The sequence below is a fragment of the Atlantibacter hermannii genome (genome assembly GCF_009907385.1).
GTDB classification, from domain to species: domain Bacteria; phylum Pseudomonadota; class Gammaproteobacteria; order Enterobacterales; family Enterobacteriaceae; genus Atlantibacter; species Atlantibacter hermannii_A.
The window spans coordinates 34346-50143 of sequence record NZ_JAAATR010000036.1; the positions used below are offsets into that span (position 1 = coordinate 34346).

9 protein-coding genes are annotated in these 15798 nt (G+C 54.0%); 8 read left to right on the forward strand and 1 reads right to left on the reverse strand.

Annotated features, from left to right (window positions below; genetic code table 11):
• The first annotated feature begins 2 nt into the window (after window positions 1–2).
• The 3 genes from ptrA to recD are packed head-to-tail and all read left to right on the forward strand — an operon-like array spanning window position 3 to window position 8256.
• A complete protein-coding gene (ptrA, locus tag GV764_RS11280; RefSeq protein WP_161660250.1) occupies window positions 3–2891 on the forward strand; it encodes a pitrilysin in 2889 nt (962 codons plus the stop codon).
• Entirely contained in the window at window positions 2888–6430 is a 3543-nt protein-coding gene (gene recB / locus GV764_RS11285) for an exodeoxyribonuclease V subunit beta (RefSeq protein ID WP_161660251.1), read from the forward strand. The genes ptrA and recB overlap by 4 nt, the downstream gene beginning before the upstream one ends.
• Window positions 6427–8256 carry an exodeoxyribonuclease V subunit alpha gene (gene recD, locus GV764_RS11290; RefSeq protein WP_161660252.1) on the forward strand — a complete coding sequence of 610 codons (1830 nt, stop codon included), beginning with the start codon at window positions 6427–6429 and terminating at the stop codon, window positions 8254–8256. Before recB ends, recD begins: the two co-directional genes overlap by 4 nt.
• A 1-nt stretch (window position 8257) precedes the next feature.
• Here recD and argA read toward each other — a convergent pair whose 3' ends face one another.
• Window positions 8258–9589: an amino-acid N-acetyltransferase gene (gene argA, locus GV764_RS11295; protein ID WP_161660253.1), complete on the reverse strand. Its 1332-nt coding sequence runs from the start codon at window positions 9587–9589 to the stop codon at window positions 8258–8260.
• Between the two features lie 232 nt (window positions 9590–9821).
• Between argA and amiC the strand changes: the two genes are divergently transcribed.
• The 5 genes from amiC (at window position 9822) to GV764_RS11320 (ending at window position 15736) form a co-directional block, all read left to right on the forward strand.
• Complete coding sequence (gene amiC, locus GV764_RS11300) at window positions 9822–11084, forward strand: N-acetylmuramoyl-L-alanine amidase AmiC (protein WP_161660254.1); 1263 nt, start codon at window positions 9822–9824, stop codon at window positions 11082–11084.
• Between the two features lie 427 nt (window positions 11085–11511).
• On the forward strand, window positions 11512–12336 hold the full coding sequence (locus tag GV764_RS11305; protein WP_161660255.1) for a PRD domain-containing protein: 825 nt from the start codon (window positions 11512–11514) through the stop codon (window positions 12334–12336).
• A gap of 31 nt (window positions 12337–12367) precedes the next feature.
• The gene (locus GV764_RS11310) at window positions 12368–13954 is read left to right on the forward strand and encodes a PTS transporter subunit EIIC (RefSeq protein ID WP_161660256.1); all 1587 of its coding nucleotides are present in this window, start codon (window positions 12368–12370) and stop codon (window positions 13952–13954) included.
• Entirely contained in the window at window positions 13954–15138 is a 1185-nt protein-coding gene (locus GV764_RS11315) for an aminotransferase class I/II-fold pyridoxal phosphate-dependent enzyme (protein WP_161660257.1), read from the forward strand. The genes GV764_RS11310 and GV764_RS11315 overlap by 1 nt, the downstream gene beginning before the upstream one ends.
• The gene (locus tag GV764_RS11320; RefSeq protein ID WP_161660258.1) at window positions 15131–15736 is read left to right on the forward strand and encodes a KpsF/GutQ family sugar-phosphate isomerase; all 606 of its coding nucleotides are present in this window, start codon (window positions 15131–15133) and stop codon (window positions 15734–15736) included. The genes GV764_RS11315 and GV764_RS11320 overlap by 8 nt, the downstream gene beginning before the upstream one ends.
• Window positions 15737–15798: the final 62 nt, after the last annotated feature.

Below are 15798 nucleotides of genomic sequence, written 5' to 3' on the forward strand. Positions count from 1 at the left end.
GAATGCCTGATTGCCGCACCTGGTTAGCCGCACTTTTCTTTTCCGTTGCCCTTTGGGCACCCGTCAGCCAGGCAGATACGGGCTGGCAGCCGATTCAGGAAACCATCCGTAAAAGTGAAAAAGATCCCCGCCAGTATCAGGCCATTCGCCTGGATAATGGCATGGTGGTCCTGCTGGTTAACGATCCGCAGGCAGTCAAATCGCTGTCTGCGCTGGTAGTGCCGGTCGGCTCGCTGGAAGATCCGAAAGATCACCAGGGGTTAGCGCATTACCTGGAGCACATGACGCTGATGGGATCGAAAAAATACCCTCAGCCCGATAGCCTTTCTGAATTTTTAAAGATGCACGGCGGCAGCCATAACGCCAGTACTGCGCCTTATCGCACCGCGTTTTATCTGGAAGTGGAAAACAACGCGCTGGAAGGGGCCGTGGATCGTCTGGCGGACGCCATCGCCGAACCGACGCTGGCAAAAGCCTATGCAGAGCGCGAGCGAAACGCGGTGAATGCCGAATTGACCATGGCGCGTTCGCGAGACGGCATGCGCATGGCTCAGGTCAGCGCAGAAACCATCAACCCTGAACACCCCGGCTCGCAGTTTTCCGGTGGTAACCTGGAAACCCTAAGCGATAAGCCGGGCAACCCGTTGCACGACGCGCTGGTGGCGTTTCGCGATACCTGGTATTCCGCCAACCTGATGAAAGCGGTGGTGTATAGCAATAAACCGCTGCCCGAACTGGCGCGCATCGCGGCGCAGACCTACGGGCGGGTACCAAATAAAAATATCGAAAAACCGACTATCGACGTGCCGGTGGTAACCGATGCGCAAAAGGGGCTGTTTATCCACTATGTGCCGGTAATGCCGCGCAAAGTGGTGCGCATTGAATTTCGCATCAACAACAATACCGACAAATTTCGCAGTAAAACGGATGAGCTGATTGGCTATCTGATCGGCAACCGCAGCGCCGATACCCTATCTGACTGGCTGCAAAAGCAGGGTCTGGCAGAAGGCGTGCGCGCCGACTCCGATCCTGTCGTCAACGGCAACAGCGGGGTTTTCGCTATCTCCGTGACCCTGACGGATAAAGGGCTGGCAAACCGCGACGAGGTTGTCGCAGCGGTTTTCAGCTATATCAATTTATTAAAAGACCAGGGCATCGATAAACGTTATTTCGATGAACTGGCGCATGTGCTGGATCTCGATTTCCGTTACCCGTCTATTTCCCGCGATATGGGTTACGTGGAGTGGCTGGCAGACACCATGATCCGCGTGCCTGTCGCTCATACCCTGGATGCGGTCAATATCGCCGATCGTTTCGATCCGCAGGAGGTCAACGCGCGCTTAGCCATGATGACGCCGGAAAACGCCCGTATCTGGTATATCAGCCCTGCGGAGCCGCACAACAAAAAAGCCTATTTTGTGGAAGCGCCGTATCAGGTAGAAAAAATCCCTGCGACGACGTTGGCGGACTGGCAGCAAAAAGCGCAGTCCATCAAGCTACAGCTGCCGGAGCTGAACCCCTACATTCCTGACGACTTTACGCTGATCAAGGCGGATAAAACATATCAACATCCGGAACTGCTGGTTGATGAACAGGATTTGCGCGTGGTGTATATGCCGAGCCGCTATTTCGCCAGTGAACCTAAGGCGAATATTTCGGTGATCCTGCGCAATCCGCAGGCGATGGATAGCGCCAAAAATCAGGTGCTGTTTGCGCTGAATGATTATCTTGCCGGTCTGGCGCTCGACCAGCTTAGCAACCAGGCTTCAGTCGGCGGGATTAGCTTTTCTACAAACGCCAATAACGGCCTGATGGTCAATGCGGATGGGTATACCCAACGTTTGCCGAAGCTGTTTTTAACGTTGCTTGAGGGGTATTTCAGCTTTACGCCAGACGAGCAACAGCTGGCGCAGGCGAAATCCTGGTACGCTCAGATGATGGACTCCGCCGAGAAGGGCAAAGCCTACGATCAGGCGATTATGCCTGTGCAGATGCTTTCACAGGTGCCGTATTTCCAGCGCGAAGAGCGCCGCGCGCTGCTACCGTCGATTACCCTTGCCGATGTGATGAGCTATCGGGAGCAGTTGAAGGCCAACGCCCGCCCTGAGTTTTTGATGGTGGGTAACATGACCGCGCAACAGGCTACCGATCTGGCGCGCCGGGTGAAAACGCAACTGGCGACTCACGGCAATGAATGGTGCCGTAATAAAGACGTGGTGGTGGATAAAAAGCAACGGGCGATCTTCAACAAAGTCGGTAGCAGTACCGACTCCGCGCTGGCTGCGGTATTTGTCCCCACGGGCTACAGCGAGACGGTCAGTTCGGCTTACAGCGCCATGCTGGGGCAAATCGTCCAGCCGTGGTTCTATAACCAGTTGCGCACCGAAGAGCAGTTAGGCTACGCGGTGTTTGCCTTCCCGATGGGCGTAGGCCGCCAGTGGGGGATGGGCTTCCTGCTGCAAAGCAGCGACAAACAGCCTGCGGCGCTGTGGGCGCGCTATCAGGCGTTCTTCCCCACCGCTGAAAAACGGCTGCGTGACATGGACAACGCCACCTTCACTCAAATTCAGCAGGGTGTGATTAACCAGATGCTGGAAGCGCCGCAAACCCTGGCGCAGGAAGCATCGATCGTCAGCAAAGATTTCGACAGGGGCAATATGAAGTTTGATTCACGTGATAAAGTAATCGCCGAAATCAAACTGCTGACGCCCCAAAAACTGGCCGATTTCTTTCACCAGGCCGTGATTGATCCTCAGGGCATGACGATTCTGTCGCAGATTTCCGGCAGCCAGAGCAGCAAGCCGGATTATGCGACGCCTGAGGGTGGCAAGATTTGGGACAGCGTGAGTGCGTTGCAACAATCTTTGCCCCTGTTAAGCGAGAAACCATGACCGATGAGACCGTGCAGCCCCTTGATCCACTCCGTTTACCGCTGGTTGGTGAACGGCTGATCGAAGCGTCTGCCGGCACAGGGAAGACCTATACCATCGCCGCGCTCTATTTGCGGCTGTTACTGGGGCTGGGCGGCGAGACCGCCCATCCGCGCATCCTGATGCCGGAATCCCTGCTGGTAGTGACCTTTACCGAAGCGGCCACGGAAGAGCTCCGTGGCCGTATCCGCACCAATATCCATGAGCTGCGTATCGCCTGCCTGCGTGGGCATACCGCCAATCCGCTGTTTCAGCGACTGTTAGCGGAAATTCCCGACCTGAACGATGCGGCTCAGGCCCTGCTGCTGGCGGAGCGCCAGATGGATGAGGCCTCGATCTTCACCATTCATGGCTTCTGCCAGCGGATGCTCAATCTCAATGCGTTTGAATCCGGGATGCCGTTTGAGCAAAAGCTGATTGAGGATGAATCCCTGCTGCGCTATCAGGCCTGCGCCGATTTCTGGCGTCGCCACTGCTATCCGTTAGACAAATCCGTGGCGCGCCCGGTGAGCGAGTTATGGCAGGGGCCGCACGCTTTGTTGCAGGATATCAACAGCTATCTGCAGGGCGAAGCGCCGCAGCTAAAAGCGCCGCCTGCAGAAGACGAGACCATTGAAAGCCGCCATAAAAAAATCGTCGAGCGGCTTGAACGCGTTAAAATCCTGTGGCGCGCGGCGGCTGATGATATCGGCCCGCTGATTGCCGGTTCCGGTGTGGATAAGCGCAGCTACAGCAGCCGCAACCTGCCTAACTGGCTGGATAAAGTCAACGCGTGGGCTGGCGAAGAGACCCAAACCTACGCATTGCCGGACGCGCTGGTAAAATTTGCTCAGTCGACCCTGGATGAGAAAACCAAAAAGGGCGAGCCGCCGCGCCATGCGCTATTTAGCGAAATCGATGCGCTGCTGGCAGAGCCGCTGTCGCTGCGTGATCTGGTGCTGGCCCGCGCTATCAAAGAGATCCGCTATACCGTGGCGATGCAAAAACGCCGTCGCGGCGAGCTGGGCTTTGATGACATGTTAAGCCGTCTTGATGAGGCGTTGCACCAGCCGGGCGGCGAAGCCCTGGCCGAGGCGATACGCGCCCGCTATCCGGCGGCGATGATCGATGAATTCCAGGATACTGACCCGCAGCAGTACCGGATTTTCCGCCGCATCTGGCATAAGCAGCCGGATACGGCGCTGCTGTTGATTGGCGATCCCAAGCAGGCGATTTATGCTTTCCGTGGCGCGGATATCTTTACCTATATGCGCGCCCGTGGGGAAGTTAGCGCTCACTATACGCTTGATACAAACTGGCGCTCTGCGCCAGGTATGGTGGCAAGCGTGAATCAGCTGTTTAGCCAGCTCCCGCAGCCGTTTATGTTCAAAGAAATCCCTTTCCTGAAGGTTAACGCCGCCGAAAAGAATCACGGCTTGCGCTTTGAACTCGACGGCCAGCCTCAGTCAGCCATGCGTCTGTGGCTAATGGATGGCGAAGGCGCTGGTGTTAGCGAGTACCAACAAACTATGGCGACCCTCTGTGCCGGGCAAATTCGCGACTGGCTGGATGCGGGCGCGCAGGGCAAAGCGCTGCTGTGCGATAGCGATAAACAGCAACCGGTCCAGGCGTCCGATATCACGGTGCTGGTGCGTAACCGCACTGAAGCCGCCGTGATCCGCCAGGCGCTGGAAGCCCTGAACATTCCCTCGGTATATCTCTCGAATCGTGACAGCGTATTTTCCACTCAGGAAGCGCTCGACCTGCTGTGGGTATTGCAGGCGATCCTGAATCCGGAGCTGGAAAGCGCGTTGCGCAGCGCTATCGCCACCAGCATGCTCGGCCTGAACGCCGCCGCCATCGACGCCATCAATCAGGATGAAGAGGCCTGGGATACGCTGGTGGAAGAGTTTGACGGCTATCGGCAAATCTGGCTGGCGCGCGGCGTAATGCCTACGATCCGCGCGCTGATGGTCGAGCGGCGTATTGCCGAAAACCTGCTGGCGACCCCCGGCGGCGAGCGGCGTTTAACCGATTTGTTGCATTTGACGGAGCTGTTGCAGGAAGCCTCTGCGCAACTCGACAGCGAACCGGCGCTGCTGCGCTGGCTGTCTCAGCATATCGCTGAACCGGATGCCAATGCCTCAAGCCAGCAGCTCCGGCTGGAAAGCGACAAACATTTAGTGCAGATCGTGACGGTGCATAAGTCGAAAGGGCTGGAGTATCCGCTGGTTTGGCTGCCGTTTATCGCTGATTACCGCGAGCAGAAACAGGCGTTTTATCACGATCGCGCCACGTTCGCGCCAGTGCTGGATTTGGATAACGGCGAAGAGAGCCTGGAACTGGCTGAAGCCGAGCGTCTGGCGGAGGATTTGCGCTTGCTGTATGTGGCGCTGACCCGCTCCGTCTGGCATTGCAGCATCGGCATTGCGCCGCTGTTTAAAGGCCGGGGCGGGAAAAAAGGCGATACCAGCCTGCACCAAAGCGCGCTGGGCCGGTTGATCCAGGGCGGTGAGCCGCAGGACGCTGCCGGACTGCGCCGCTGTCTGGAGGCATTATGCGGCGACGATATCACGCTGGAAATCGCCGCCGAACCTGATGCCCAGCCCTGGCAGCCTCCGCAGCCGCCCGCCTTGCAGCTGGATGCCCGTGAACCTCAGCGTGAAGTGAAAGACAGCTGGCGAGTTACCAGCTACTCCGCGCTCCAGCAGCACGGCGGCAGCGCCGCGCAGCTGCTGTTGCCGCGCCTGGATATTGATGCCGCAGGCAATCGCGTTGAAACCGTCAGCCCCGATATGACGCCGCACACCTTTCCGCGCGGCGCGTCGCCGGGCACTTTCTTGCACGGCCTGTTCGAAAACCTGGATTTTACCGCGCAGCTCGATCCCGCCTGGCTTGCGGAACAACTGCAACTGGGCGGATTCGACGGCGACTGGGCCGGGGTGTTTTCCGGCTGGTTCGAGGCGATTTTAGCCGCGCCGCTTACCGACAGCGGCGCCAGCCTGAATCAACTCGGCGCGAAGGATAAGCTGGTTGAGCTGGAGTTTTATTTACCCATCGACACCGATCTCGATCCCCGGCGTCTCGACGCAATAATCCGTCGTTACGATCCGCTCTCCGCGCCGTGCCCGCCGCTGGATTTCCGCCAGGTACGCGGGATGCTAAAAGGCTTTATTGATTTGGTGTTCCGCTGGCAGGGGCGTTATTACCTGCTGGACTATAAATCGAACTGGCTGGGTGAGGGCAGCGAAGCCTATACCCGCGAGGCGATGGTGCAGGCGATGCAATCCCACCGCTACGATTTGCAGTACCAGCTGTATACCCTGGCGCTACACCGCTACTTACGCCACCGGCTGCCGGGTTATGCCTACGAGCAGCATTTCGGCGGCGTCATTTACCTGTTCCTGCGCGGTGTGGACCCGAACCAACCGTCAAACGGGATTTTTACCACCCGGCCGGATGCCAGGTTAATTGATGAAATGGATGCGCTGTTTGCAGGTCAGGAGCTGGCGACGCAATGAAAATGGATAAATTACTCCACCAGGCCCAACAGCTGAAATTGCTGCGTCCACTGGACGTACAGTTCGCGTTTATGGTGGCTTCCACAGAGCAGCCAGCGGTGATGCTGGCTGCGGCATTAGTCAGCCGCGACGCGGGCGAAGGGCACGTTTGCATGCCGCTGAGCCGGTTAAATCCCGACGACGCAGCAGGTTTACGGCGCGACCCGCTCTGGCAGACGCTGTTCGAGGCGGCGGGCAATCCGGGCGACTGGCGCGGCCTGCTGCTAGGCAGCCATGCGGTCAGTGAAGGTGAAGAGCCAACGCCGCTTAAACTGGTGGGTGAGTGTCTCTATTTGCATCGCATGTGGCGGCATGAAAAAGCCGTTGCGGCGTTCTTCCGCGAGCATAACCGGGTGATGAGGGTAGACGGCTCGCGGGTTTCGGAAATATTAAACGGGTTATTTGCTTCCCCGGAAGCCATTGACTGGCAGAAAGTTGCCGCTGCGGTGGCGTTGACCCGCCGAATATCGGTGATTTCCGGCGGGCCGGGAACCGGGAAAACCACCACTGTAGCGAAGCTGCTGGCCGCGCTGGTTCAACTCAATGAAGTGCCGCCGCGCATCAAACTGGCGGCCCCCACCGGGAAAGCCGCGGCGCGCCTGACAGAATCTTTAGGCTCCGCGCTGGCGAGTTTACCGCTCAGCGACGCGCAAAAAGCGGCGTTTCCCGACGATGCCAGCACTCTGCACCGTCTGCTCGGCGTCACGCCGGGCCGTCAGCGGGCGCGCCATCATGAATCTAATCCGCTGCATCTGGATGTGCTGGTGGTGGATGAAGCCTCGATGATCGACCTGCCGATGATGGCGCGGTTAATCGCCGCGCTGCCGCCCCATGCGCGGGTGATTTTCCTGGGCGATCGCGATCAGCTGGCCTCGGTAGAGGCGGGCGCGGTGCTGGGCGATATCTGCCACTACGCTCATGACGCCTATACGCCGGAACGCGCTGCCGAGCTGAGTCAGTTAACAGGCTGTTCGGTCCCGCATTCCCGCTCCACGGCCGCCAGCGAATTGCGCGACGCGCTGTGCCTGCTGCGGACCAGCTACCGCTTCGACAGTTCCTCCGGGATTGGGCAACTGGCGCAGGCAGTGAACTGTAGCGACCATCACGGCGTGAATCAGGCTTTTGCCAACGGTTTTACCGACATTTGCCAGAAGCCGCTCAACGGCGGCGAAGATTATGTGGCGATGATTGAGGAAGCGATTGCCGGTTACGATCGCTATCTGAAGCAGGTGAATGCGCAGGCCGAACCGGCGGATATTCTGCGCGAGTTCGGCGAGTTCCAACTGCTGTGTGCGTTGCGTGAAGGGCCCTATGGCGTCAGCGGGCTTAACGAGCAACTGGAGCAGGCGTTAATCCGCAAGCGTAAAATCACGCGGTCGGCGCATGCTAAATGGTATGAAGGCAGGCCGGTGATGATATCCCGCAACGACAGCGCACTTGGGTTGTTTAACGGCGATATCGGCGTGGCGCTCAACCGGGGGCAGGGGCTGCGGGTCTGGTTCCCGCTGCCGGACGGGACGATTAAATCGGTGTCGCCCAGCCGCATGCCGGATCACGACACGGCCTGGGCCATGACGGTGCATAAATCCCAGGGGTCGGAGTTCAAACACGCGGCGCTGATTTTACCTAATCAATACGCGCCGGTGCTGACGCGCGAGCTGGTTTATACCGCCATTACCCGCGCCCGTGCAAAGCTATCGTTGTACGGCGATGAACGGGTGCTGCGGCAGGCCGTTACCGCCCGCACCGAACGGCGCAGCGGGCTGCTGACGCATTTCTCGCAATAGCTTATGTCAGGTCCGCCATCAGCACTTTTGAACGGCGCTGGTAGTTGTACATCTCTTTTTTGCTTTCCGGCAGCGAATCAATATCTACCGGCGTAAAGCCGCGCTCCTGGAACCAGTGGATGCTGCGCGTGGTGAGCACGAACAGTTTGCTCAGCCCGATCTGTTTCGCCTGGCTGGCGATGCGCTCCAGCAGCACTTCACCGCGCGACGAACTCCGGTAATCAGGATGCACCGCCACGCAGGCCATTTCGCCGATTTTCTCTTCCGGGAACGGGTAGAGCGCCGCGCAGGCGATGGTCAGGTTATCGCGCTGGATAATGGTGAACTTGTCGATCTCCATCTCCAGCTGTTCGCGTGAACGGCGCACCAGGATGCCCTGCTGCTCCAGCGGGCGGATGAGTTCAAGAATGCCGCCGATGTCGTTGATGGTGGCGCGACGTATTTGTTCAGCGCTTTCCATAACAATTTGCGTGCCGATGCCATCGCGGGAAAACAGCTCCTGCAACAGCGCGCCGTCTTCCTGATAACTAATCAGGTGGCTTCGCCGCACGCCGCTGCGGCAGGCTTTTACCGCGCCGCGCAGGAAACGCACCGTGCCGGAATGGTAATCGCCTGCGGCTTCCAGCTCATCGATCCTTGCCTGGGCGTCGTTGGGGAACAGTTCGGAAATGATGTTCCCTTCGCTGTCGGTCACGCCCTGGGATGAGCAAAAGCCGATCATTTTTTCCGCTTTTAATTTGCTGGCAAGCTGCGTCGCGATTTCTTCTGAGGTGAGGTTAAAACTTTCACCGGTCACGGAGACGGCAACCGGTCCCATCAGGACAATCGCGCCGTTGTCTAACTGACGGTTGATCGCCTCATCATCGATACGGCGAATACGTCCGCTGTGACAGTAATCCACGCCGTCATCCACGCCCAACGGCTGGGAGATAATAAAATTACCGCTGACGACGTTGATATGCGCGCCCTGAAGCGGCGTATTGCTGAGGCTCATTGAGAGGCGCGCAGTGATATCGAGCTGTAACAGCCCGGCAGCTTGCTTAACCAGCTCCAGCGTTTTGGCGTCGGTGACTCGGGTATGCTTGTGGTATACCGGCTCGCAATGGTGCGCAGCCAGGTTGGCATCGATTTGCGGGCGTGCGCCGTACACCACCACCAGACGGATGCCCAGACTGTGCAGCAGCCCTATGTCATTAACGATGCTGGAGAAATTCTCATGCTCAATGGCTTCGCCGCCCAGCATGATGACAAACGTTTTACCCCGGTGGGTATTAATATAAGGGACAGAATGACGAAAACCCTCGACCAACTCGGTTCTACGTTCCTTCACCACGGCAAACCCTCTCAGTGCATTATTATTCGAAAATAGTGTATTTTTATTCTTTTATTGACCTGGGCGCAAGCGGCTTTTTTATCCAGCGACTCTCAACGTTATTCTTAAACATTTTACGCCCTCACAATGTTTACCCTTTTATAGATGACAGGCCGGACGCCATTCGCTAAAGTTTTTGGTCCAGATTTTAAGTTGTTATGCCAGTGACAGATTGTTAGTGCTCGGGAGAGGCATGTCGGATTCCAGTAAATTATTTAGTCGCCGCCAGTTAATCAAAGGGGCAGGCGCGATGTGGTTATTAAGCGTAAGCCAACCAGGCTTTGCCGCGAGCAGCCAGGTGATCGCTGTTCGCGTGTGGCCCGCTTCCTCATATACCCGCGTCACGGTGGAATCTAACCGGCAAATTAAATACCGCCAGTTTGCGTTGAGCAATCCGTCGCGCGTGGTGGTGGATCTCGAAGGCGTTAGCCTGAACTCGGTGCTCAAAGGCGTAGGCAATCAGATCCGTGCCGACGACCCTTATATACAGTCAGCGCGCGTCGGTCAGTTCGATCCTAAAACCGTGCGTATGGTTTTCGAACTCAAACAGAACGTCACGCCGCATCTGTTTGCGCTGGCGCCGGTGGCTGAATTTAAAGAGCGACTGGTCATGGATCTGTATCCGGTCAATTCCAACAGCGAGCAGGATCCGCTGCTGGCATTGCTGGAAGATTACAACAATGGCGAGCTGGACAAGAACGTGCCGCCAGCCGGAACCAGCAACACCGGGCCGCAACCCGGTAAAGCCGGGCGCGACAGACCGATCGTGATTATGCTCGATCCCGGCCATGGCGGTGAGGATCCTGGCGCCATCGGGAAATATAAAACCCGGGAAAAGGACGTCGTGTTGCAGATCGCCCGTCGTCTGCGCGCGCTCATTGAGAGAGAGCCTAATATGAAGGCTTACATGACGCGCAACGAAGACGTGTTTATCCCGCTGAAGGTGCGCGTCGCGAAGGCGCAAAAGCAGCGCGCCGACCTGTTTATCTCCATTCACGCCGATGCGTTTACCAGCCGCGCGGCGCACGGCTCCTCAGTGTTTGCGCTATCGACCAAAGGCGCCACCAGTACCGCCGCGCGTTATCTTGCGCAAACCCAGAACGCCGCTGACCTGGTGGGTGGGGTAAGCAAAAGCGGCGACCGCTATCTCGATCACACTATGTTCGATATGGTGCAATCCCTGACGATTTCCGACAGCCTGAAGTTTGGCAAAGAAGTGCTGAACCGCATGGGAAAGGTGAACCGACTGCATAAGAACCGGGTCGATCAGGCCGGATTTGCGGTGTTAAAAGCGCCGGATATCCCCTCGATTCTGGTGGAAACGGCGTTCATCAGTAACATCGAAGAAGAGCGTAAACTGAAGACCGCAGCCTTTCAGCAGGAAGTGGCGGAGTCGATTCTGGCGGGAATTAAAGCCTACTTTACCAGTGAGGCGACGCTGGCGCGACGCGGTTAAGCCCTAATACCGCAGCGCTTGCGCTGCGGTATTTGATTTTTCACACGTCAGAAATGAAAAAACACGCCTTGTTATTGAACCAGCTTCAATCGGGTTGCCCGTGAGGATGGAAGAACAACCTCGTTATTCTGCCTGCAATAAATCCTGACCATTTATTCTGTATCAGACAGTGAGTGACAAGCACATTAATAAAATATATTTAAAATGCAGAAATATTCACTGTGTTAATTTATATTATTAATTTGTGACTTATATCCTGATCTTGCAAATAACCATCCAAAAATGACGAGCATCTCTGTTATTCAGGCTGATTTTGTGTAGGGTATAACCATGAGTTATTCATCTTGTCACTGTTAAATCAGGCAAGACAACGTTTAAAGTCTCTATTGCTTTAAATGTTGTCTTGCTTTTTTTTTGGAGCCATGAAATGATCATCGAGAAAGTCATGAACAATAACTGTGTACTTGCATCGGTGAACGGTCAGGAGGTCATCATTTCTGGTCCGGGCGTGGGTTACAATAAGAAATCCGGAATGCAGGTTCCTGCGCATCCCGCTAACAAGACTTTTTATGTCAGGAACGATGAGAAAGACAGCTTATATAAACTGATCGAGCGGGTTAATATTGATTATGTTTTTGTGTCTGAAAAAATCGTCCGATATGCCGAGATGAACCTCGACAAAAAACTTAATCCCGCTCTGCTGCTGATTCTGGCTGACCATATCTCTAATGCCATCTCTCGCGTTACGGCAGGAATACAAATCAATAACATATTTCTTGATGAAATCAGGACGTTGTACAAGGCGGAATACGCGATCAGTCGCGATGCTTTAACGATTATTCATCAGCAGTTTGCTATTCAGTTACCGGACGATGAAATTGGCTTTATCGCGCTGCATATTTTAAATAACTATGAAAACACATCAGACTATGAGTCAGTCAGGATTATCGAATTATCACAAAAAATTACGGATATTATTGAAAATAGTTATGGCAGAAAAGCCGACAGAAACACCTTTAATTACTCACGTTTTATGATGCATCTTAAATATTTCGCCTGCCGGGTACTATCTAATGAAACACTCAGGGATAAAGATATTGGTGATATTTATGAACAATTCCTTGAGAAGGATTTAACGCTGCAGCGGACCATCAGGAAAATAGAAGAGTATTTAAATGGAACTTTTAGCTACGAACTGGCAATGGAGGAGAAACTGTATCTTTCCATTCGCATCAGGATATTAATGGACTGACGATATTCCACATTATCATGAGATAATTAATATGAAACAGAAAAGAGCCTGGAGTTTTTTTCAGAGTCTGGGTAAGGCGTTTATGTATCCCATCGCTCTGTTAAGCGTATGCGGTATGATGTTAGGACTGGGCAGTGGCCTGGCCAGTGACGAAATGGCGAAAATCATTCCGCTGTTAGGTTTCCCTGCCATTAAATCCTTTCTGGATTTTGTCGTCACTCTGGGACTGTTTGCCTTTATCAACTTGCCCGTTTTATTTGCAATTGCTATTCCGCTTGGCCTGTTAAAAGAAAAAGAGGATAAAGCCTACGGTGCATTCTCCGGTTTGATTGGCTTTATGGCGATGCATCTGGGAACGAACTTTTATCTTAAAAACCACAATCTGCTGGTCGCTGCGGATCAAATGTCCACGCACGGGCAGACTGTTATTCTGGGGATTCAGTCCTATAACACCAGTGTATTAGGTGGGATTGTCGCGGGTCTTATCGTCTCTACGCTGTACAGGCGGATCGTCAATCTGCGCATTCCGGAGTCACTGGGTTTCTACAGCGGTCCACGCCTTGTCCCTCTCGTCACGCTGATTATTATGAGCGTGTTTGGCCTGCTCATTCCCTTTGTGTGGCCGCCGTTCTTCAACCTTTTCATGCTCATTGGCCGCTGGATCTCCACCTCAGGTCCGGTGGGTTATTTTTTCTATGCTGTCGCTGAGCGGGTGACGATCCCTTTCGGGCTGAATCACCTGGTTACTTCTGTGTTCAGGTTTACCCCCATCGGCGGCTCGGCGGTCATCGGCGGCGAAGAATATTACGGCACGCTTAACATGTTTATGGCCTATGTCAAAGAGAACGCCGTCATTCCTTTAGATCTGGCAGGTAAGATGGAACAGGGCAAGCTGATGATCCAGTATGGTCTTGCAGGTGCGGCTCTCGCCATGTACCGGACCGCTCAGGTACAAAATCGTAAAGCCATCAAAGCGCTTCTTATCTCTGGCGTACTGACTGTGATTATTGGCGGCGTCAGCGAACCGATTGAATTTCTGTTTCTGTTCGTCAGCCCGGTTTTATTCGCTTTCCATGCCTTCATGAACGGATTCGCCAATATGTTTCTGCCTTATCTGGGTGTGAAAATGGGGTTCACAGGCGATCTAATCCAGTTTATGAGTTTTGGCGTCTTGCGCGGAACAAGAACGGGATGGCCGATTGCCGTCTGCGTGGAAGTTGCCTACTTCTTCATTTATTACCTGGTATTTCGCTGGGCCATTCTGAAATACAACCTGATGACGGTGGGTAGGGAAGAAGGCGACAGTATTCCAGTAACGTCAGGAACTGACGTGAAAATCAGCGCCGTTACGCCAGCATTGAATATAAAGAGTGACTTAACTACCGCTGAGTTGATGGTTAAAGCGCTGGGCGGGAAAGAGAATATTAAATCGCTGGATAACTGCGTCACCCGCCTGAGACTGACCGTGGGCGAAATGGATCTGATTGATGAAGCCTCAATTAAAAAACAGGGCGGCATCGCCATTGTCAAACTCGATAAAAACACCCTTCAGGTCATTATTGGCACCAAAGTCATCGCCCTGCGTAAAGAAATGGACAAATACATGGAGCTATGTTGATGGACAGGTTTAATGCGCCTCTTTCTCGAAAAGGCACTTACTGCACGCAGTGGGATTTCTGCGAAGACAGGTTCGGTGTTAAAGGCATCATTCCCTTTTCAATATCAGATATGGATTTGCCAATACCGGAAGCTATCACAACGGCATTACATAAACGACTTGAGCATCCTGTTCTGGGCTATAGCCGCTGGCAGCACCCTGAATATCTGGATGCGATATGCCATTGGTACAGCAAGGAATATCACACAGATATTGACACTGGCTGGGTGACTTATAGTCCCAGCGTCATGTATTCCATCGCCAGAGCGCTGGAATTATTAACCATGGGTGGAGACGGCATTCTGATTTTTACCCCGGCCTATAATGCCTTCTTTGATGTTATTAAATATTCGGGCCGCAGGTTACTCACCTCCACCCTGATCAGAGATGCCGGGGGACGATATACCATCGACTGGCCTGATTTCGACGCCAAAGTCAGGGATGCCCGGATAGTTTTGGTCTGCAATCCGCACAATCCTACGGGTAACGTGTGGTCTGAGGATGAACTTAGCCGGATCGCTGAGCGCTGTGCGGTACATGGCAATTGGTTGCTGTCCGATGAGATCCACAGCGATTTTGTCTTTAACGGTCGTTTTACTTCCATGCTTAAATTACGGTATGGAAAAACAATCATATTTAACTCGATATCCAAAACGTTCAACGTACCGGCGCTGACGGGATCGTATCTCATCACCCCTGATAGCGATTTTAACAACAGGTTCAGAACAATAACGCGCTACCGGGATTTTGTTAATTCACCGTCGATACTCAACGTTATTGCCATCATCGTTGCTTACAACGAATGTAATGTCTGGTTAGCAAAATTAAAGGCGCATCTGAAATCAAATATTGAATTCACCCGGCGCTTTATCAAACAAAATATGCCCTCTCTGAATTTGGGTAATACAGAAGGGTGTTATTTCGCGTGGATAGACTGCGCCGGTATCGGTTATCCCTTTGACGAATTTTATGCAGCGTTAATTCATGAAGGCAAGGTCGGCATAATGGCAGGCAATGTATATGGGCCGGGAGGCGAGAACTTTCTGCGCCTGAATCTGGCCTGCAGCCTGGAAAAACTGACTCTGGGTCTGAACCGAATCGCCTTTGTTATCAATAAAATGAATCAGGAAAAATGTGATGAATAATGACGAAATTGTTTCCCTCATTAAACACTTTATGCGTAATGAACAAAGCGCGGTTGAAGAGATTATCAATTCTCCTCTTAGCGAGACGGCGAATCTGATAAAAGTATTGCAATCCTGTCAGGGAAAGGTCGTATTCATCGGCGTAGGAAAATCAGGCATTATTGCCAAAAAACTCGCGGCTACCTTTGCCAGCACCGGCACCCCGTCATTTTTTATTCACGGCACAGAAGCCCTGCACGGCGACCTTGGCATGGTAGCCAGAGACGATGTGGTGATTCTGATATCCAACAGCGGTGAGACGGCAGAAATTCTGGCCACGCTGCCTAGCCTGAAAAAAATGGGTAATTTTCTGGTGGCGTTCAGCCGTAGCCACCGTTCCTCACTGGCAACCCGTTGCGATTTATCCATTGAAATCCCGGTTAAAAACGAAGCAGATACGCTGGGCCTCGCCCCGTCCTGCTCTTCTACGGCTGTACTGGTCGTGGGGGATGCGGTCGCGCTTGCCCTGTCAGAACTGAAGCAGTTTACCCAGGCCGATTTTGGCTTATTTCATCCAGGAGGTGCGCTCGGCATAAAAGCAAATTCATCACATTCGTAATTTATTACTGTAACCGGTCGACGCCATCATCAGTCTGGTGGCGTATTCTTTCAGGGAGCATC